This window comes from Plantactinospora sp. A48, from assembly GCF_055793945.1.
In genome coordinates this window covers 1-18820 of the sequence record NZ_JBTIXF010000094.1, presented here as the reverse complement: position 1 = coordinate 18820, position 18820 = coordinate 1, and the positions used below count along the sequence as shown (strand labels likewise).

Annotated in this window: 19 protein-coding genes; 6 read left to right on the top strand and 13 right to left on the bottom strand. The window is 71.2% G+C overall.

Annotation, left to right across the window (positions count from 1 at the left end):
• Nucleotides 1-109 precede the first annotated feature (109 nt).
• The 5 genes from ACXN5W_RS28820 to ACXN5W_RS28800 form a co-directional block, all read right to left on the bottom strand.
• Nucleotides 110-763, bottom strand: coding sequence for a rhomboid family intramembrane serine protease (locus ACXN5W_RS28820; RefSeq protein WP_473161532.1), 654 nt, complete (start codon nucleotides 761-763; stop codon nucleotides 110-112).
• A gap of 122 nt (nucleotides 764-885) precedes the next feature.
• Nucleotides 886-1560, bottom strand: a complete 675-nt coding sequence (locus tag ACXN5W_RS28815; protein ID WP_473161531.1) for an aggregation-promoting factor C-terminal-like domain-containing protein — start codon at nucleotides 1558-1560, stop codon at nucleotides 886-888.
• Between the two features lie 283 nt (nucleotides 1561-1843).
• Nucleotides 1844-3250 (bottom strand): PhoH family protein, encoded by a 1407-nt coding sequence (locus tag ACXN5W_RS28810; protein WP_473161530.1) that lies wholly within the window; start codon nucleotides 3248-3250, stop codon nucleotides 1844-1846.
• A 248-nt stretch (nucleotides 3251-3498) separates the two neighbouring features.
• Nucleotides 3499-3819 (bottom strand): hypothetical protein, encoded by a 321-nt coding sequence (locus ACXN5W_RS28805; RefSeq protein WP_473161529.1) that lies wholly within the window; start codon nucleotides 3817-3819, stop codon nucleotides 3499-3501.
• A 25-nt stretch (nucleotides 3820-3844) separates the two neighbouring features.
• Complete coding sequence (locus tag ACXN5W_RS28800; RefSeq protein ID WP_473161528.1) at nucleotides 3845-4252, bottom strand: hypothetical protein; 408 nt, start codon at nucleotides 4250-4252, stop codon at nucleotides 3845-3847.
• Between the two features lie 264 nt (nucleotides 4253-4516).
• Between ACXN5W_RS28800 and ACXN5W_RS28795 the strand changes: the two genes are divergently transcribed.
• From ACXN5W_RS28795 to otsB, 3 genes are all read left to right on the top strand, one after another.
• On the top strand, nucleotides 4517-4957 hold the full coding sequence (locus tag ACXN5W_RS28795) for an XRE family transcriptional regulator (RefSeq protein ID WP_473161527.1): 441 nt from the start codon (nucleotides 4517-4519) through the stop codon (nucleotides 4955-4957).
• 200 nt (nucleotides 4958-5157) lie between these two features.
• Complete coding sequence (locus ACXN5W_RS28790; RefSeq protein WP_473161526.1) at nucleotides 5158-5526, top strand: hypothetical protein; 369 nt, start codon at nucleotides 5158-5160, stop codon at nucleotides 5524-5526.
• A gap of 177 nt (nucleotides 5527-5703) precedes the next feature.
• A complete protein-coding gene (gene otsB / locus ACXN5W_RS28785) occupies nucleotides 5704-6525 on the top strand; it encodes a trehalose-phosphatase (protein WP_473161525.1) in 822 nt (273 codons plus the stop codon).
• Nucleotides 6526-6625: 100 nt separating this feature from the next.
• Here otsB and ACXN5W_RS28780 read toward each other — a convergent pair whose 3' ends face one another.
• Genes ACXN5W_RS28780 through ACXN5W_RS28765 form a run of 4 tightly spaced genes read right to left on the bottom strand, consistent with a single transcriptional unit; the run spans nucleotide 6626 to nucleotide 11503 of the window.
• Complete coding sequence (locus tag ACXN5W_RS28780) at nucleotides 6626-7396, bottom strand: isoprenyl transferase (RefSeq protein ID WP_473161524.1); 771 nt, start codon at nucleotides 7394-7396, stop codon at nucleotides 6626-6628.
• A gap of 11 nt (nucleotides 7397-7407) precedes the next feature.
• The gene (locus tag ACXN5W_RS28775; protein WP_473161523.1) at nucleotides 7408-8607 is read right to left on the bottom strand and encodes an NAD(P)/FAD-dependent oxidoreductase; all 1200 of its coding nucleotides are present in this window, start codon (nucleotides 8605-8607) and stop codon (nucleotides 7408-7410) included.
• 49 nt (nucleotides 8608-8656) lie between these two features.
• Nucleotides 8657-9565, bottom strand: coding sequence for a hypothetical protein (locus ACXN5W_RS28770; protein ID WP_473161522.1), 909 nt, complete (start codon nucleotides 9563-9565; stop codon nucleotides 8657-8659).
• Between the two features lie 54 nt (nucleotides 9566-9619).
• Nucleotides 9620-11503, bottom strand: a complete 1884-nt coding sequence (locus ACXN5W_RS28765) for a phosphoenolpyruvate carboxykinase (GTP) (protein WP_473161521.1) — start codon at nucleotides 11501-11503, stop codon at nucleotides 9620-9622.
• Between the two features lie 454 nt (nucleotides 11504-11957).
• Between ACXN5W_RS28765 and ACXN5W_RS28760 the strand changes: the two genes are divergently transcribed.
• Together ACXN5W_RS28760 and ACXN5W_RS28755 are read left to right on the top strand one after the other, a co-directional pair.
• Complete coding sequence (locus tag ACXN5W_RS28760; protein WP_473161520.1) at nucleotides 11958-12497, top strand: GtrA family protein; 540 nt, start codon at nucleotides 11958-11960, stop codon at nucleotides 12495-12497.
• A gap of 69 nt (nucleotides 12498-12566) precedes the next feature.
• Nucleotides 12567-13208 (top strand): GtrA family protein, encoded by a 642-nt coding sequence (locus ACXN5W_RS28755; protein ID WP_473161519.1) that lies wholly within the window; start codon nucleotides 12567-12569, stop codon nucleotides 13206-13208.
• A 127-nt stretch (nucleotides 13209-13335) separates the two neighbouring features.
• Here ACXN5W_RS28755 and ACXN5W_RS28750 read toward each other — a convergent pair whose 3' ends face one another.
• Both ACXN5W_RS28750 and ACXN5W_RS28745 read right to left on the bottom strand, forming a co-directional pair.
• Nucleotides 13336-13908, bottom strand: a complete 573-nt coding sequence (locus ACXN5W_RS28750) for a PH domain-containing protein (protein WP_473161518.1) — start codon at nucleotides 13906-13908, stop codon at nucleotides 13336-13338.
• Nucleotides 13909-14065: 157 nt separating this feature from the next.
• A complete protein-coding gene (locus ACXN5W_RS28745; protein WP_473161517.1) occupies nucleotides 14066-14947 on the bottom strand; it encodes a biotin--[acetyl-CoA-carboxylase] ligase in 882 nt (293 codons plus the stop codon).
• A gap of 188 nt (nucleotides 14948-15135) precedes the next feature.
• Between ACXN5W_RS28745 and ACXN5W_RS28740 the strand changes: the two genes are divergently transcribed.
• Complete coding sequence (locus tag ACXN5W_RS28740) at nucleotides 15136-16725, top strand: acyl-CoA carboxylase subunit beta (RefSeq protein WP_473161516.1); 1590 nt, start codon at nucleotides 15136-15138, stop codon at nucleotides 16723-16725.
• Nucleotides 16726-16757: 32 nt separating this feature from the next.
• Here the strand turns inward: ACXN5W_RS28740 and ACXN5W_RS28735 are convergent, their stop codons facing one another.
• Both ACXN5W_RS28735 and ACXN5W_RS28730 read right to left on the bottom strand, forming a co-directional pair.
• The gene (locus ACXN5W_RS28735) at nucleotides 16758-17780 is read right to left on the bottom strand and encodes a ketopantoate reductase family protein (RefSeq protein WP_473161515.1); all 1023 of its coding nucleotides are present in this window, start codon (nucleotides 17778-17780) and stop codon (nucleotides 16758-16760) included.
• 40 nt (nucleotides 17781-17820) lie between these two features.
• A complete protein-coding gene (locus ACXN5W_RS28730) occupies nucleotides 17821-18561 on the bottom strand; it encodes a M50 family metallopeptidase (protein ID WP_473161514.1) in 741 nt (246 codons plus the stop codon).
• Nucleotides 18562-18820 lie beyond the last annotated feature (259 nt).

Here is an 18820-nt window from a genome sequence, read left to right as displayed (position 1 = left end):
GAAAGGGGTGCACCGGATGTATAGGGCAGAATATTGCCTGGGTGTCTCTTCGCCGCCTGCAGACCTCCTCCCCTCTCTCGTTCCGCCTGTCCGGTTTACCCGGGCCAGGTCAGCCGGGGTACGGCTCGGACGGGGGCGCGGACAGCGGCGAGGTGCCGGCGGGTGCCCGGCGGCGGAACAGGATCGCGGCCAGCACTCCGCCGAACAGCCCGAACAGGTGTCCCTGCCAGGAGACGCGCGGATCGGCGGGCAGCACCCCGAGCAGTTGCCAGCCGTAGAGCAGGCCGACCAGCAGGACCACGGCGAGGTTCCACCAGGTCCGCTCGACCAGCCCACGGGTCAGCAGCACGCCCAGGTATCCGAAGATCACCCCGCTGGCGCCGACCACGATGGTGTGCGGATCCCCGGTGAACCACACCCCCAACCCGCTGACCAGCATGATCAGCAGGGTCGAGTAGAGGAACCGCCGCGAACCGGCGGCCAGCACGAACGTGCCGAGCAGGATCAACGGCACACTGTTGCTGTAGAGGTGGTCGAAGCCGGAGTGCAGGAACGGCGCGAAGAAGACCCCGTCCAGACCGTCGATGCGGCGCGGGATGATGCCCGCCACCGGGTCCAGACCGGCGTCCAGCCAGACGTCCACCGCCTCGATCGCGAACAGCAGCGGCACCACCGCGCACATCGCCACGAACGCGCGGCCGAGCGAGGCGTAGAAGGCGTCGGTACCGAACCGGGTGGGATCGTCGCGGTGCGGGGGCTGGATGCTCACGCTAGCTGGCTACCACCTTCAGCCCGTCTGCGCCACCTCGCGGCCCATGTCAGCCGGGCCGGAGACGCCGACGCGGGAGCGGACCGCCGGTCCAGCTCCCGCGTCCGGGCGTCGGGTCAGTACCAGCCCTGGCTCTCGGAGTGTGCCCAGGCGCCGCAGGGGTTGTCGTACTTGCCCTTGATGTAGCCGAGCCCCCACTTGATCTGGGTCGCCGGGTTCGTCTTCCAGTCGTCGGCCACCGAGGCCATCTTGCTGCCGGGCCTGGCCTGCGGGATGCCGTACGCCCCGGAGGGGTTCGCGGCCTTGTAGTTCCAGTGGCTTTCCCTGGTCCACAGCTTGTCCAGGCAGGGCATCTGGTCGATGCCGAAACCGCTGCTGAGCAGGATCGCGCAACCGGTCTTGCGGGCGCCGGAGTACTCGTTGCAGGAGGACGGGATCGGTCCGGCGTACGCCTTCGGCCCGGCCGCCTCCGCTTCCTTGCGCCGCTTCTCCCGGCTGGCGGCCTCGTCGGCCCGGCGGGCCCGCTCGGCGTCGACCCGGGCCGCTTCGGCGGCCGTCCGCGTGGCGTCCTGCTCGGCCAGTCGCTGCCGCACCATGGCGTTGGCGTGCGCGGCCTCTCGCTCGCGCTGGTACTCGAACTCCTCGTTCTCCGCGGCCAGGGCCCGCTGAGCGCTGACGCCCTGCCGCTGGGTCTCCCGATCGTCACCCAGGTAGTAGCCACCGGCCACGCCTACGGACAGCAGGGCTACCGACAGGGTCCGCACGCCGAAGCGGCGCATGAGCCCACTCACCAACTGGTCCCTTCGTCTCCGGGCAAGGACACGGCGCACGCCGACGTGCCGGCGGGTATTTCGCGCCGCGAGCGCCCGGTCCCAGTGGACCGCGACCCGGCCGGCAGAACGGCCGCCGGTGTCGTCCGCCGCAGGGGCAATCGTGTCCACCGATCCCCGTCGCGAGCGGGCGCTCGATGGACACGATTGCGCATGCTGTGGCTGAAGGGAAAATTGTTGAGCTAAAAAGTGACTTCTGTCACGGGATTTATATCGCCTTTCTCGGACAAAAGCCGCAGATTGCCTACAGCGGGATGTCCTCCAGGAGGTCGGTGACCATCTCAGCGATGGGCGAGCGTTCCGAGCGGGTGAGTGTCACGTGCGCGAACAGCTGGTGGCCCTTGAGCGCCTCGATCACGGCGGTCACCCCGTCGTGCCGGCCGACCCGCAGGTTGTCCCGCTGCGCCACGTCGTGGGTGAGCACCACCCGCGAGCCCTGGCCGATCCGGGACAGGACCGTCAGCAGCACGCCACGTTCCAGCGACTGCGCCTCGTCCACGATCACGTAGGCGTCGTGCAGGCTCCGGCCCCGGATGTGGGTCAGCGGCAGCACCTCCAGCATGCCGCGCGCCAACACCTCCTCCAGCACGTTCTCGTGCAGGACGGCGCCCAGGGTGTCGAAGACGGCCTGGGCCCACGGCGACATCTTCTCCGACTCCGTGCCGGGCAGATAGCCGAGTTCCTGGCCACCGACCGCGTAGAGCGGCCGAAACACCACGACCCGCTTGTGCCGGCGCCGTTCCAGCACCGCCTCCAGGCCCGCGCACAGCGCCAGCGCGGACTTGCCGGTGCCGGCCCGCCCGCCCAGCGACACGATCCCGATCGAGTCGTCCAGCAGCAGATCCAGCGCCACCCGCTGCTCGGCCGACCGGCCACGCAGGCCGAACGCCTCCCGGTCGCCGCGCACCAGCCGGACGGTCTTGTCCGGCAGCACCCGGGCCAGCGCGGAGCCACCGGTGGAATGCAGCACGAGGCCGGTGTGACAGGGCAGCCCGGCGGCCTCGTCCAGGTCCAGTGGTTCGCCGGCGTAGAGCTGGCTGATCCGCTCCTCACCGAGGGTCAGCTCGGCCATGCCCGTCCAGGTCGGGTCGCTGGCCTGGCCGTGCCGGTACTCGTCGGCGGTCAGCCCGACCGCGGCGGCCTTCACCCGCAGCGGCATGTCCTTGCTGACCAGGGTCACCCGCCGGCCCTCGGCGGCCAGGTTCAGCGCCACCGAGAGGATCCGGGCGTCGTTCGACTCGTTGCGGAATCCGGGCGGCAGGATCCCGTCGTCGGCGTGGTTGAGTTCGACCCGCAGCGTGCCGCCGAGGTCGTTGGCGGGCACAGGTTGATCGAGCCGGCCGTGCCGGATCCGCAGGTCGTCCAGCATCCGCAACGCCTGCCGGGCGAACCAGCCGAGTTCCGGATGATGCCGCTTGCCCTCCAACTCGGAGATGACCACCAGCGGCAGGACAACCTCGTGCTCGGCGAACCGGTGGAAGGCCGCCGGGTCGGACAGCAGAACCGAGGTGTCCAGGACGTACGCGAGACCGGCTGGCTCGGGCTCCCTGGTGTCGGCGGCGGTCACTCCGGACCGACGACGACCGTTGCGCCGCGGGGCGGTACCGGCGGCCGGTGGGCTGGCTGGGGACTGCGTGGGACGAGTCGTCACTGGCCTGCTCCGACGGGCGGGCACCCGGCCGCCCGCGTTCCGGCTCGTCCGGCGTCCGGCGTACGGGGTCGGGTGCGGGCCCCGAGACACTGCGAAACCGGGCCGACCGGCTGGTCCGGGACGACCCCGGGCCATGCCTAGACGCTAGCCGCCCAGCGCCCGCTCGGCCAGCCATCGTTTGGATCTTCTCGTCGCGACAAGCCGGCCGGACCGGGTCCGTTACCAGCGGCCGCCGGCAACCGAGCCCGTCAGGCCGGTCTGCGGCCGGTCAGCGCCTCGGGGGTGGAGCGGGTACGGCTGACCTCCGGCGCGACCACGGTCCCGCGGTACGTCGTACCGGCTCGGGCCGTCCGGTGCGGTCCCGGCGGCGTCGCCAGCAGGGAGGCGATGGCCGCCGCCTGCGTGTCCCGGCGGCGCCGGTTCCAGGCGCCACGGTCCCCGTCGAAGTATCCCTGCCGGTACCCGAACCGGTATCCGACCCGATAGCTGAGCTGCCCGTGCAGCCGCCCCGCCGCATAGCTGGACGAACCAAGCAGCAACACCAGGAAGATGGCGAAGAACGGGCTCATCCGCCCACCCCGGCCCGGCGCACGGTCATCTCTCCTCCGGCTGCGTAGCCGATTCCCCCGGGGAATCAGGATCTTCCGGGAAGTCCGGGCCGGCAGCCACCGGTGGACCGAGCCCACCCGCCGGGCCGGGGAGCAACCGGTCGAGCTCGGTGCCCACCTCCTCGACGAGTTCCACGCTGACCCGACAGCCGTCGAACAGGGCCTCGGCCACCGAGGCCCGCCGGATCTCGCCGCCGGCCTCGTAGACCCGGACGCTCAGCTCGGGACAACCGAGATGGGTACGCCAGGCGTCCCACTCGGCGCGGTCGGCGACACCGAGTGAGAGGTAGCGGCAACCACGGGCCAGATAGAGCCGCCAGGGAGCGGTCAACCCCGCGGCCACGCCCGAGGCGACCAGCCCGAACGCCTCGGCGCGGGTGGCGAGTTCGGTCACTGACTCTCCCGCCTCCTCCAAGGTGACCGGCACGCGCCCGTCGGCTTCGGACCCGCGACAGAAGGTAAAGCGTCTCGGGTACGTGACAGAATCGGCTTTTCGGGTGATTTCATCCCGCCTGTGGCGAGTCTTACCCGCCATGGTTGAAAACCCACTTCACCGCCGGAAACCCGACCACGGGTCCCCGCCCAGCCATGTCACACACACAAGACAACGACACATCGGTAGCTGCGGGTACGCCGACAGTGGCCGTACCGTCACCTGATGCCACACCGCGTCCAGGGCCGCAAGGTCGCCTTCGCAGCGTTCGTCCGTCGCGCCCTTGAGGAAGCCCGTACGACACACGCCTGGACCGGCACCGAGGTTGCCCGGCGGACCGGGGTGTCCCGCCAGACCATCAACCGATGGGTACGCGGCGAGTGGGTGAGCGACCCGGAGCCGGACCGGGTGATCGCCTTCTGTGAGGGTCTCGGGTTGCAACCGACGACGGCGTTCGCGGTCCTCGGCTGGGACCGCACGGCGAGCCCGCGTCCGGACCGGACCAGCCCGGCGATGGACCCCGACGTGGCCGCCCTGCTGCGCCGGTTGATGAACCCGGACGTCTCGGACGCGGAGAAGTTCCATATCCGGGAGACGATCCGTTACCTGGCTTATCGACCGTCAATCAACCCGTACGAGGGAGATGCCGGGAAACGGGTGGTTTAGTTCCTCAGATAGCGCTAGAACGGACCTCCGTCTCAGCTGTCCCACCTCTTCCTCCGGATCGTCCGGGTTAACGTGCCTTTCGTACTGCTTGGGCTCGTCGTCGGCGGGGGACGGGACAAGGCCGAACCGAGGGCCGCCGGACCGCGCCCGCCGACAGCGGGCCCGGTCCGACCGGCCCCAAGCAGAGGGAGGGGTCCGCGATGACCCTCAAATGGAGGGCGGTCGTGGTCGCAGCCGTGGCGATCACCGGCTGCGTCACCGCCAACGTCATGACGGGCACGATGGGCGGCCCGGCCGTACCCGATGTGGTTGACCTGCTCGCCGTCGCCACCGCGAGCGGCGCCACGGTGCTGGCGTTCGTCGCGGACCTGCACGACCGGCTCGACGGTCGGGTGACCGCGCTCACCGAGTTCCTCGTCGCCCGCCTGGACGACCTGGACACGACCATCGCCGACCACAACACCGGGTTCGTGGAGGGCTACCTGCTCGGGCCGGGCCGGGACCCGGCGGTGGTGCCGATCGCCCCGCGCAGCCGGGCCCGCCGCATGATGATCGGCACCGAGGACTAGACCGGCGGGGCGGGGTGGTCCGACCGGTGGGCGGAGATCCAACGGACACGCCCGGGATCACCCACTCCCCGCCCCGGCCGCGACCAGGAAAAACGTCTCGACAACCGGTCCCGAGCCGGTCCTGACGTTCGCCGGCTCGTCATCTGCGGGAAGGGCGATCGGGGTACGCTGGCGCCCGTGCCGCCGTACAACAAGGGTGACGAACGCCCGGACCGACCCTTCACTGCCGACGACGCCTGGCGGGCGACCATCGACCGCCCTCGGGAATGTGTCCTGTTCTTCGACTTCGACGGCACACTCGCCCCGGTACACGACGACCCGACCGCCGTGCAGCCGGCGCCGAAGGTGCTCGCCGCGATCGAGGCACTCGCCGACAAGGTCCGCCGGGTCGCGATCGTCTCGGCCCGGCCGGTGGAATTCCTCCGGGAACACTTCTCCGCGCTGCACCACGTGGACCTCTACGGGCTGTACGGCCTGGAACACTGCCACGACGGAGCGACGGTGACCGAACCCGCCGCCGTGCCGTGGGTACCGACCATCACCGAGCTGGCCGAGCGGGCCCGGGCCGATCTGCCGGCCGGCACGCTCGTGGAGTACAAGCGGCTGTCGGTCGCCCTGCACTACCGCACCGCGCCGCACCTGGCCGAGCAGGTCGAGTCGTGGGGCCGCGCCCGCGCCGCAGAGCTGGGTCTGCGGGTGCAGAGCGGCCGGATGGTCCTCGAACTCAAGCCCCCGGTCGACCGGGACAAGGGCATGGTGATCGACGAGGCCGTCCGGGACGCCGGCTGCGCCTGGTACTTCGGCGACGACGTCTCGGACATCAAGGCGTTCGCCGCGCTGCGGGCCCGGGAGGCGGAGGATCCCACCTTCCTCGGCGTCTGTGTGGCGGTGGCCAACCCGGAGACCGGGCAGGAGGTCTCCACGGCCGCCGACCTGACCATCCCCTCCCCCGAGGACCTCGGGGACTTCCTCACCGAGGCGGTACACCGGTTCCGCTGAGTTGGGCTCCTGCCCAGCCGTGGGTGGGGTTTCGCCCGGTCTCCGCACTCTGGGGCGAACCCCCCCCCCGCACGCTCGGTCCCGCCCGGCTTGGCGGTGGTCAGGCGCCGTAGCGGCGCTGCCGGTTGGCGTACGAGCGCAGCGCCCGGAGGAAGTCGACGTGCCGGAAGTCCGGCCAGTTGAGTTCGCAGAAGTAGAACTCCGAGTGCGCCGACTGCCACAGCAGGAAGCCGGACAGCCGCTGCTCGCCGCTGGTCCGGATGACCAGGTCCGGATCCGGTTGGCCGCGCGTGTAGAGGTGTTCGGCGATGTGCTCGACGTCCAGCACCTCGGCCAGCTCCTCGATGGTCCCGCCGGCCGCCGCGTGTTCGTGCAGCAGCGAACGGACCGCGTCCGCGATCTCGCGCCGGCCGCCGTACCCGACGGCGATGTTGACCTGTGCGCCGCCGCTGCGGTCCCGGGTGCGTTCCTCGGCCGCCTTGAGCGCGGTGGCGGTCTGGGCCGGCAGCAGGTCCAGCGCGCCGACCATGCGCAGCCGCCAGGGGTTGCCCTCCTCGGCCAGCTCGACCACCAGGTCTTCGATGATCTTCAACAGCGGGTCGAGTTCCCTGGCGGGTCGGCGCAGGTTGTCGGTGGCCAGCAGGTAGAGCGTGACGTGCCCGATCCCGGCCTGGTCACACCAGCCGAGGACGTGTTTGATCTTGGCAGCGCCCATCCGGTGGCCGTCGTTCGGATCGACGAAGCCCATCTCCTTGGCCCAGCGACGATTGCCGTCACACATCACCCCGACGTGTCGGGGCACCGGCTTGCCGACCAGCTTCGCCCGCAGCCGCCGCTCGTACAGCGAGTAGATCAAATTCCGCAGAGTCATCACCTTGCAGACTAACCAGTCGAGTCGTCAGGATCGCGCCATGCCCGCCGGGCAAACCCCGCGCCGATCATGCCGAGGGTCCGGACGTCCAGCAGACCCTCGCCCAGCCCCAGCTCGGCGACGGTGTGGAAAACCCGGGCATCCCGGCGGGCCGCCGCAACGGCAGCGTCCACCACGGTACGCCGACGGGCCAGGAACGCCGCCGCCGAACTGTGCCGCAGGTGCCGGCCGAGCCGCCGGCGCAGCGCCACCGCGTACCGGCCGGCGGCCTCGGCCGGGTTCGTGGCCGCCGCCGTGCCGGCCAGCATCCCGGACAGCAGCGCGTAGAAGATCCCCTCCCCGGTGAACGGGTTGATCAGGGAAAGCGCGTCGCCAGCCAGCACCATCCGCCCCCGGCCGGGCGGTGCCGGCCGGTGGGTCGACAGCGGCAGGTGATGCGCCCGCAGCTCGGTCACGGTGGCCGGGTCCAGGTCGGGCAGCAGCGCGGCCATCCGCTCCAGCAGGTGCCGCCGGTTCAGTGGCTCGCCGCGCAGCACCTCGCCGTACCCGACGTTGGCGCCGCCGTCCGGGCCGACCAGGCCCGCCGGCCGCCGATCGGCCGGTCCCGACCAGCCCACCGGAAACGACCAGGCGTACGCCGGCCAGCGCGGGCCGGAGGTCACGATGCGCTGCTCGATCGGGCCCGCGCCAGCCGGCGCGTACCCGCGGATCGCCAGCGCGAGGTGCCGATCCGGGTTCACCCCGTGCCCCAGCGCCCGGCGAACCACCGAACCGGCGCCGTCCGCCCCGACCACCGCGCCCGCGACCAGCGTCCCGTCCAGCAGCACCCCGTCGGGGCCGGGCTCCAACCGCCGGACCGGGTGCCGGCGCAGCTCCGCGCCGGCGGCCACGGCCGCGGCCACCAGCCGGGCGTCGAAGATCCGGCGCGGCACCGTGTACGCGGGTCGGGGCAGCGGCCGGGCCACCGTCACGCCGCCGGGCGCCACCAGTCGCAGCGCCGGAACGGCGGTGAACCCGGCCACGGCGTCCGGCACGCCCAACTGGACCAGCACGTCCAGGGCGTGCGCCGCGATGCCGTCGCCGCAGGCCTTGTCCCGGGGAAAGTCCGCGCGGTCCAGCAGCACCACCCGAGCCCCGGCACGGCGGGCGGCCAGCGCCGCGGCGGCCCCGGCCGGCCCCGCACCCACCACCGCCACGTCACACCGATCCATGAAAGGAAGGGCCCCTTCTTATCGCTTTCGGTATAGGAAGGGTCCCCTCTCAACGCCTCAGGCCCTGTCCCGCCGGTCGGCCCCAGCCTGCCACGCGGCTCGCGGGATCCGCTGGACGCGCGGTCGCCCGGCCGGTCCGCCACAGCCCGTACAGCGCGACGAGCGCCGCCACCACGAGCGGACCGCCGTCCCGGATCAGACCGTCCGCGCCGAGCAGTGCCCAGCACAGCGGCAGGTCCACCGCGAGAGCCGCGAGGGTGACCCCGACCAGGCCCCGCGCGGCCCAGCGCCGGCCGCGCAGCAGGAAGAAGCTGTAGAAGGAGGCCGCGAACGAGGTGATCAGGCCGACCGCGAACCAGCCCAGTGACAACGGCAGCGCGGCGAACCCGTCGAAGACCCGGCCCAGCGCGACGGCCGCCGGTACCAGCATCAGCGGACTGTAGGTGAGGGCGGCGATCCGGGTACTGAGCAGCCAGCCGGCCGCCGGTCTGCGGCGCGGCGCCTGCTCACGCCAGAAGATCCCCTGCCGGTCGACGACCAACCGGGCGGGGTACCGGACCAGGAAGGCACCCACCGAACGGGACCGGTAGAGCAGCCAGACCAGCACGCCGCACAACCCGGCCAGCAGAATGAACCCGAGCACGCCGGGCAGGGGCGGCACGCCGGAGCGCGGTACGAGCAGCCGGCCCACCGCGAACACCGTGGTGATCGCGAGGATCAGTCCCAACGGCCGGGCGACCGCCCGACCCCGGTGGACGTGCCAGACCAGGATGAGGAAACCGAGCGAGCGCAGCGTCGCCCAGCCGGTCCGGACGGCCAGCCCGTAGCCGGCCTCCGGGGCGTACCAGAGATTGAGCAGCTCGACCACGACGCAGCCGGCGGCCGTGAGATAGAGGAGGACGACCAGCGCCCGGACCGTCGACGGCCGCCGGACCTGGGTCGCGGCGGCCGTCGTCATGGTTGTCGATGATGCCCGATCGGCGCCCGGCCTACACCTGCGGCCGGGCGGTCCTCACCTCGCCCGCCGGGCCTGCGCGGTCACCGGCTCGGCGTCGACCCGGCTGGCCTCTGCGTCCAGCCGGGCCTTCAAGGCGTCCAGCTCGGCCCAGAGCACGCCGGGCAGCTTGTCGCCGACCTTCTCGAACCACTCGTTGATCAGCGGCAGCTCGGCGCGCCACTCGTCGACGTCCACCTTGGTGGCGATCCGCATGTCCTCGTCGGTGAAGTCGAGACCCTCGGTGTCCAGGGCACCGACCGACGGCACGTACCCGATCGGGGTCTCGACGGCGTCGCCACCGCCCTCGATCCGCTCCACCACCCACTTGAGCACCCGGGAGTTCTCCCCGAAGCCCGGCCAGAGGAACTTGCCGCTGGCGTCCTTGCGGAACCAGTTGACGTAGAACACCTTCGGCAGCTTGGCCGCGTCACCGTCGGCGCCCTTGCCCATCTCGATCCAGTGCCGGAAGTAGTCGCCGGCGTGGTAGCCGATGAACGGCAGCATCGCCATCGGGTCCCGGCGGACGACGCCGACCTGGCCGGACGCGGCGGCGGTGGTCTCCGACGACAGCGTGGCGCCCATGAACACCCCGTGCACCCAGTCCCGGGCCTCGGTGACCAGCGGGACGGTGTCCTTGCGGCGACCGCCGAACAGGATCGCGTCGATCGGTACGCCGTTCGGATCGTTGTACTCGTCCGCCACAATCGGGCACTGCATGATCGGCGTGCAGAACCGGCTGTTCGCGTGCGAGGAGAGCTCGTCCGAGTCCGGGGTCCAGTCCCGGCCCTTCCAGTCGGTGAGGTGGGCCGGCGGTTCACCCATGCCCTCCCACCAGATGTCGCCGTCGTCGGTCAGCGCCACGTTGGTGAAGATGGAGTTGCCCCGGTCCAGCGTGCGCATGGCGTTGGCGTTGGTCTTCCAGTCGGTGCCCGGAGCCACGCCGAACAGGCCGTACTCGGGGTTGACCGCGTAGAGCCGGCCGTCGGAGCCGAACCGCATCCAGGCGATGTCGTCACCGATCGTCTCGACCGTCCAGCCCGGGATGGTCGGCTCCAGCATCGCGAGGTTGGTCTTGCCGCAGGCCGACGGGAAGGCGCCGGCCACGTAGTGCACCCGGCCCTCGGGCGAGGTCAGCTTCATGATCAGCATGTGCTCGGCCAGCCAGCCCTCGTCCCGGGCCATCACGCTGGCGATCCGCAGCGAGTAGCACTTCTTGCCCAGCAGCGAGTTGCCGCCGTAGCCGGACCCGAAGGACCAGATCTCCCGGGTCTCCGGAAAGTGCGAGATGTACTTGGTCTGGTTGCACGGCCACACGCTGTCCTGCTGGCCGGGTTCGAGCGGCGCGCCGAGCGAGTGCAGCGCGTGGACGAAGTCGGCGTCCGTGCCCATCCCCGCCAGCACCTGACGGCCCATCCGGGTCATGATCCGCATCGAGGCCACCACGTACGCGCTGTCGGTGATCTCGACGCCGAACATCGGCCGCTCGGCCTCGACGGGACCCATGCAGAACGGGATGACGTACATGGTGCGGCCCCGCATGGAGCCCCGGTAGAGCTCGGTCATCGTCTGCTTCATCTCGGCCGGATCCATCCAGTTGTTGGTGGGTCCGGCATCGGCCTCGTCGACCGAGCAGATGAAGGTGCGCTCCTCGACCCGGGCGACATCCGACGGATCGGTACGCGCCCAGAACGAATTAGGCTTCTTGTCCGGATTTAGCCGGACAAGTGTTCCGGCTTCCACGAGTTCGTCGGTGAGCCGCTCCCACTCCGCATCGGAGCCATCGGCCCATACCACTTCGTCCGGGTTGGTCAGTTCGGCGACTTCGCGGACCCAGGCGAGCAGCCTGGGATGTTCGGTCGGAGCCTGATCGAGACCCCGGATCGTAACCGGAGCAGCCATGACGTTTCTCCTTGTGGTCGACGCTGACCGTTATGAGGGGTGCGGCAACACCGGCGGGGCGGCAACCGCATCGCCTCTGTGGCACCTGGGAGTTCCCGTCAGCGTAAACCGACTAACCGATTGAGGCAGCGAGACCCGTTGTGAAGAACTGCACAAGTAACGGTCCGACTGGTTCAACGCGATCTTTTCTCCGTCGGGCCGCGCAGTTTCACGCAAATATCGGCGTTAGGGCCACTCCCGTCCCACCGATCACACCGACGCCAGGAATGGCCGTCCGTAACCACGCTCTCACCGGGTGACGTAATCCCGCCGATGCTCGTGCGGCAACAGAGCCGATGCCCGGGGCAACAAACCGGACACCTGGGCACTTCGGGACGCCCGGGACCCCACCACCGGACCGCCGGACTGCCGTGCGGTCGCCGCCCTCACCCTGGCAGCCGGTACTCTCGGCCACGTGTCTGCGACGGTGACCGGCGACCAGCCCAGCCCCTCTGGGCCGCGGCCAGGCCTGCTCCGCAGGCTGTTGGACCGGTTCGGCCACCTCATCCGCGAACTCGGCAAGTTCGGCGTCGTCGGCGGCGCGTCGTACGTCGTGGACCTCGCGCTGTTCAACCTCGCCGTCTACGGCTGGGGGTTCGAGCAGCTCGCGGGCAAGACGTTCTCCACGGCCATCGCCGCGACCGTCGCCTTCGCCGGTAACCGGTTCTGGACGTGGCGGCACCGCGAGCGCTCCGGGGTGGCCCGCGAGTACTCGCTGTACTTCTTCTTCAACGCGGTCGGTCTGGGCATCGCCCTCGCCTGCCTCGCCGTGAGCCACTACGGGCTCGGCGCCATCTGGCCCAACGTCTTCCGGTCACCGGCGGCCGACAACATCTCCGCCAACCTGATCGGAACCGCGCTGGGCACCTTCTTCCGGTTCTGGTCCTATCGTCGGTTCGTGTTCGTCGGGCCGGCGGCGCAGGACGCGCCGGAGATCATCACCAAGGGTGATTGACCGTCACCCGGCCCCCATACCCCCTGCCGCTCGGGATCGACCGGGCCCCGTCTGCCGTAAGGTAATCGAATGCGTCTGGTCCGCATGCTCCCCGAGCGCTGGCAGAAGCTGGCCCACGAAGCGCTGAAATTCGGCACCGTGGGCGGCATCAACACCATCGTCAATTACGTGGTGTTCAACGCCCTGGCACTCACCGTGTTGCGCAATGGCCAACTCAAGGCCACGATCATCGCGAACGTGGTGGCCGCCACCACGTCATTCCTGATGAATCGGCACTGGACCTACCGGGACCGGCCGAAGGCGGCGCTGCACCGGGAAACGCTGCTGTTCTTCCTGTTCAACGGCATCGGTCTGGCCATCGAAATCGGCGCGCTGGGGCTGGCGAAATACGGATTCGGAGTAAACGGCCTTCTCGCCATAAACGTGGCGAAAACCGGCGGCCTCGTGCTGGGCACGCTCTTCCGGTTCTGGGCATACCGGACCTTCGTCTTCCAGCCGGTGCCCGCCACCGTCGACGGCCGGGTCGAGCACCACCTGGTGGCCGACCTGGACCCGGTCGCCGAATTCGTCGAGGAACTCGAGGCCGAGCACCAGCACCCGGTGATCGCCGCCCAGGACAACCGGCGGACGACGGACGGCGGGGACGCCCAGCCACGCGCCGGAATCGAGGCCCGGCTGCACGACGCCGGCCGCCGGCAACCGCTCACCTGACCCGTCGTACCCGGCACCGGTCCGGCCGCCGGACCCGGCAGCGCCGTTCACCGGGCCGGGCGGGCGCGGACCCACGCCGACCGGCCGAGCCGGACCGGACCCCGGCGGCCGGACCCAGCGGCGCGGTTCACCGGGCCGGGCGGCGCACCGGATCGTCTCCGCGGAGGTCCTGGACGATCTCCCGCATCTCATCCTCGCCCAGCGAGTGCCGGTCGTGGTGCGCCTCGGCCAACTCGTAGAGCGTCGTCTGCACCCGCTCGACCCCGGGTACGTCCCGCAGCACGGTCTGGCCCCGCTCCCCGGCCGACTCGATGGTGAGCGTGCCGCACCCGAACAGCCGCTCACCCAGGCTCTGGCTCATCGCGTGGTCGTTGACCCGGCCCAACGGGATGTCCCGGCGATCCCTGGACAGCACGCCCTCCTGGAGCAGGACCCGCTCGTTGGTGAACAGGTAGTGGGTGCTGCGCCAGACCAGGAACGGCCAGAGGCTCAGCCACAGCACCAGGATCAGCCCCACCACCGCGATGGCGTACAGCGCCACCGTCCCGGCTGATCCGGCGGGCAGCAGCACCAGCCCCGCCACCACGGCCGCGATCACGACCAGCAGCACCAGCACGGGCCGGACCAGCGCCTTCCAGTGCGGGTGCAGATGCAGCACGACGTGCTCGTCCTCGGTGAGCACGTCATCGGGAAACGCCACGGAAAGCCTCCTGGGTGCGGGATGATCCACCACGGTGTCCGTAGTTCATCGAGACCGTAGCGGCTCGCCCCCACCCCCGGCCGCAACCGGCCATCGGCGGGTCCGGCGATTTCGCGGCTCCGTGGGTCGGTTCGCCCCGCCGCGGCCCGCTCCCGGGTCAGCGCAGGTGCAGCACGTCGCCGGCGGCCACCGGGTGCTCGACGTCATCGCCGGTGACGACCACCAGCCGTCCGTCAGCGTCCACCGTGCGCGCCGTGCCCCGCAGCTGCCCCCCACCCGGCAGCAGCACCCGGACCTCCCGACCCACCGTCGCGCAGTGTCGCAGATAGGCGGCCCGCAGACCGCTGGCCTCCGCGTCCCCACCCGCGAGCCGCCACCGGTCGTACCACTCGGCCAGCGTGCGCAGCAGGGCCCGCAGCAGCGGATCCCGGTCGGTGGCGGTGGCGCCGGCCAGGGCCAGCGAGGTGGCCGGCAACCCGCCCGGCAACGGCTCCGGCAGCTCCCCGGCGCGCAGTGTGACGTTCAGGCCGATGCCGAGCACGACGGCCGGCGGGGCACCGGGAGCCGTTCCCGGCACCACCTCGGCGAGGATCCCCGCGGCCTTGCCGCCATCCAGCAACAGATCGTTCGGCCACTTCAGCTCCGCGTCGAGCTCGGCCAGCCGGGCCACCGCGGCCACCAGCGCCACGCCGGCGAGCAGCGGCAGCCAGCCGTACCCGGATGCGGGGGCCGGCGGCCAGTCGCGGTCCGGCTCGGCCTCGCCGGGCCGCAGCAGCACGCTCGTCGCGATCCCGGCCCGGGCCGGGGACTGCCAGAGCCGACCGCGCCGGCCGCGCCCCGCGGTCTGCCGCTCGGCCGTCAGGACGAACCCGGCGGGCTCGCCGGCGCTGGCCGCGGCCGCCACGTCCGCGTTGGTCGAGCCGGTCTCGGTGACCAGCTCGAAGCGGCGCCACGGGCCGGCCGGCGCCACCAGCGCCCGCCGCAACCGCCCACCGTCCAGGGGCGGCCGGTCCAGATCGGTGTACGGGGAGCCTGGCATCCGCCCAGCCTACGGCGCGGCGGATCGGCCGCCGCCCGATGATGAGGTAAACCGCACTCGGGCTGGCGGCGGACGGTCACCTGAACCATCGTTACCATCCCCGGGTGGGGCTGGACCGGGTGGCCGGCCGGGAACAGCGGGGCTGGGCTGGATGACGGGCCGGCGTGCCGATGCGGAGGACGAGAACAGTGAGCAGCGGGACCGAAACCGAGATCGACATCCACACCACCGCCGGTAAGCTCACCGACCTGGAGCGGCGGGTCGACGAGGCCGTACACGCCGGTTCGGCCCGGGCCGTCGAGAAGCAGCACGCCCGGGGCAAGCGGACCGCGCGCGAGCGGATCGAGATGCTGCTGGACCCGGGATCGTTCGTCGAGCTGGACGGGCTGGCCCGGCACCGCTCCACCAACTTCGGGCTGGAGCGCAACCGCCCGTACGGCGACGGCGTGGTCACCGGCCACGGCACGGTCGACGGCCGGCAGGTGTGCGTGTTCGCGCAGGACTTCACGGTCTTCGGCGGCTCGTTGGGCGAGGTCTTCGGCGAGAAGATCGTCAAGGTGATGGACCTGGCCATGAAGATCGGCTGCCCGGTCATCGGCATCAACGACTCCGGCGGCGCCCGCATCCAGGAGGGGGTGGTGAGCCTGGGCCTGTACGGGGAGATCTTCTTCCGCAACGTCCGTGCCTCGGGCGTCATCCCACAGATCTCGCTGGTGCTGGGTCCGTGCGCGGGCGGCGCCGTCTACTCCCCCGCGGTCACCGACTTCACCGTGATGGTCGACCAGACCTCGCACATGTTCATCACCGGACCAGACGTGATCAAGACGGTGACCGGCGAGGACGTCGGGATGGAGGAGCTGGGTGGCGCCCGCACGCACAACTCGCGCAGCGGCAACGCCCACTACCTGGCCACCGACGAGGACGACGCGATCGACTACGTCAAGGCCCTGCTGGCGTACCTGCCGGCGAACAACCTGGACGAGCCGCCGGTCTTCGACACCCCGGCCGACCCCGACGTCACCGACCACGACCGGGAACTGGACACGCTGATCCCGGACTCGGCCAACCAGCCGTACGACATCCACCGGGTCATCGAGCACGTCCTGGACGACGGGGAGTTCCTGGAGGTCCAGCCGCTGTACGCGCAGAACATCGTGGTCGGCTTCGGCCGGGTCGAGGGCCGGCCCGTGGGGGTGGTGGCCAACCAGCCGATGCACTTCGCCGGCTGCCTCGACATCGGCGCCTCCGAGAAGGCCGCCCGGTTCGTCCGCACCTGCGACGCCTTCAACATCCCGGTACTCACCTTCGTGGACGTACCGGGCTTCCTGCCCGGCACCGACCAGGAGTGGGACGGGATCATCCGGCGCGGCGCCAAGCTCATCTACGCGTACGCCGAGGCCACCGTCCCAAAGGTCACCGTGATCACCCGCAAGGCGTACGGCGGCGCGTACGACGTGATGGGTTCGAAGCACCTCGGCGCCGACCTCAACTTCGCCTGGCCCACCGCGCAGATCGCGGTGATGGGCGCCCAGGGCGCGGTGAACATCCTCTACCGCGCCGAACTGGCCGCCGCCGAGGATCCGGCCGCCGCCCGCGCCGAGCGGGTCACCGAGTACGAGGACACCCTGGCCAACCCGTACGTCGCGGCCGAACGCGGCTACGTCGACGCGGTGATCGCCCCGTCCGAGACCCGGGGGCAGATCGTCCGGGCGCTACGGCTGCTGCGGACCAAGCGCGAGACCCTGCCCCCGAAGAAGCACGGCAACATCCCCCTCTGACGGGTCGGGGGTAAGGAAGGGCACCCGGTGGGTCAGCCGGCGTGGGTGGTGTCCGCCAGCAGCGCCATCAGCTCGGCGGGCGGGAACGCACCGGCGGCGATCCCCTCCCGCACCGCCCGCCGGACGGCCCGCTGCACGGCCGCGTTGGCCGGGGTGTCCACGCCGTGCAGCCGGCCCAGCAGCACGATCTCACCGTTCAGGTGATCCGTCTCAGCCGACCCGGTGCCCCGGGCCAGGCTCTGCCAGGTGGAGCTGCCGGATCGGGGCCGCCCGGCCACCGGGAGGATCCGCACCCGGTCACCCCGCTCGGCCTTCTCCTCCTCGGGCGAGGCGTAGTCGATGCCCGCCTTCCGGAGCACCGCGACACCCTCGGCGCGTACCCGGGTCAGCAGGTCGGACCGCCGACCCGCGTCCTGACCGAGCAGCGCGTCCACCCCGTTGCCGAGGTTGCCCAGCAGCTTGGCGTACTTCCAGCGCAGCACGTCGGCGCGGGCCAACCCGACGAAACCGGCCGCCGTCAGGTCGTCGGCGATGCGCCGGGCGGTCTCGTCGACACCGGTCGGGTAGCGGCCGACCTGGAGGATTCCCGGGTACGGATGACCCTCCGCGGCGATCCGGCCCGGTTCGAGGAAGGTCGCCGGCAACCACACGCAGACCGGGTACACGCGCTCGACGTACCGCAGCGCCATCGCCTCGTTGGCCACCCCGTTCTGCGCGGTCAGCACCGGCAGGCGCTCGCCGACGGTCCCGCCACCCCGGACCGGTACATCCGCCCAGACCCGCAGCGCGGCCTCGGTGTCCTGCGACTTGACCGCCAGAATCACCACGGTGTCCGGCTCGCAGACCAGGCCGTCCGCCGCGCCGACCCAGGGATCGTCGTACGCGGGCAGCCGTACCGTCTCCTCGCCGTCGGGGCGCGCGAGCGTGAGGCCCCGGTCCCGGATTGCCGTGAGATGGGCACCGCGGGCCACCAGCGTCACGTCGCGGCCGGCCAGGCTGAGCCGGGCGCCGATGGTCCCGCCGACCGCGCCGGCGCCGATGATGAGATATCGCACCCGTACATCCTGCCGAGGTGCGGCACCTTCCGCGCCCGGGTCAGCCTGTGATACCGGCCTCCGCGAGCACCGGACCGGCCAGCATCGCCCCGCCGACCACCAGCGCGGCCACCGTGACCAGACCGAACACGGCCACCCAGAACAGGCCGGGCAACGGGGTCACCCAGGCCAACTGGTCGGCGTCCGACTGCGGCGACCGCCCGCGACGGCGCAGCGACTGCAACTCACCCACCGGCCGCACCCCGCCGAACAGCAGGAACCACACCCCGGTGTACGCGAAAGCAGCCTGCACCTGTGGCGACGCGAACCAGGAGACCGCGAACACCACCCCACCGGTCACCACTATCGAGACGATGCCGAACAGGTTGCGGATCATCACGAGCATGGCCAGCAGCAGGGCCACCGCGATCCACAGCAACAGCGTGATCCGGTTGCCGCCGAGCAGCCACGCGCCGGCCAGACCGACCAGGGAGGGCGCCACATAACCCGCGAGCAGCGTGAACACCATGCCCGGACCGCTCGGTCGGCCGGCCGACAGGGTCAGCCCGGAGGTGTCCGAGTGCAGCCGGACTCCCCGCAGCTTCCGGCCGGTGAGCAGCGCGACCAGGGCGTGCCCGCCCTCGTGCGCGATCGTGACGGCGTTCCGGGCGATCCGCCAGGGCAGCCGGGTCACCACCACCAACAGCGCGACCACCGCGGTGACCACCACGAGCAGGGGCGGCGGGTCGGGCTGCGCACCGAAGAGTTCGTGCCACAGGTCCGTCAGCGAGTTGATCGACACAGGGCGCGAGCCTACGCCGCCAACACCACCCCGTACCCGACTGCGGGCTCCCTACCTCGCGGTTCCCCACTGCCAACTCGCGGCGCCCGACTCGCGCCGCCCGACTCGCGCCGCCCGACTCGCGCGACTCGCGCGACTCGCGCGGCCTGGTTGCGTCCAGGGAAGTGGTGTACGACTTGCCCGTGATGGGCGTGTTGCGTAGATGAGAGACGGCCACCGCGCGATCCTTCGAGACGGCTAAGTCCGAGTGAAGGAGAGT

Excerpts from the sequence above, each read along its gene's own strand:
- ACXN5W_RS28805 (WP_473161529.1), bottom strand. The coding sequence starts at position 3,819 with ATGAGCCCGTTCTTCGCCATCTTCCTGGTGTTGCTGCTTGGTTCGTCC.
- ACXN5W_RS28795 (WP_473161527.1), top strand. The coding sequence starts at position 4,517 with ATGCCACACCGCGTCCAGGGCCGCAAGGTCGCCTTCGCAGCGTTCGTC.
- ACXN5W_RS28790 (WP_473161526.1), top strand. The coding sequence starts at position 5,158 with ATGACCCTCAAATGGAGGGCGGTCGTGGTCGCAGCCGTGGCGATCACC.
- ACXN5W_RS28780 (WP_473161524.1), bottom strand. The coding sequence starts at position 7,396 with ATGACTCTGCGGAATTTGATCTACTCGCTGTACGAGCGGCGGCTGCGG.
- ACXN5W_RS28775 (WP_473161523.1), bottom strand. The coding sequence starts at position 8,607 with ATGGATCGGTGTGACGTGGCGGTGGTGGGTGCGGGGCCGGCCGGGGCC.
- ACXN5W_RS28770 (WP_473161522.1), bottom strand. The coding sequence starts at position 9,565 with ATGACGACGGCCGCCGCGACCCAGGTCCGGCGGCCGTCGACGGTCCGG.
- ACXN5W_RS28765 (WP_473161521.1), bottom strand. The coding sequence starts at position 11,503 with ATGGCTGCTCCGGTTACGATCCGGGGTCTCGATCAGGCTCCGACCGAA.
- ACXN5W_RS28755 (WP_473161519.1), top strand. The coding sequence starts at position 12,567 with ATGCGTCTGGTCCGCATGCTCCCCGAGCGCTGGCAGAAGCTGGCCCAC.
- ACXN5W_RS28745 (WP_473161517.1), bottom strand. The coding sequence starts at position 14,947 with ATGCCAGGCTCCCCGTACACCGATCTGGACCGGCCGCCCCTGGACGGT.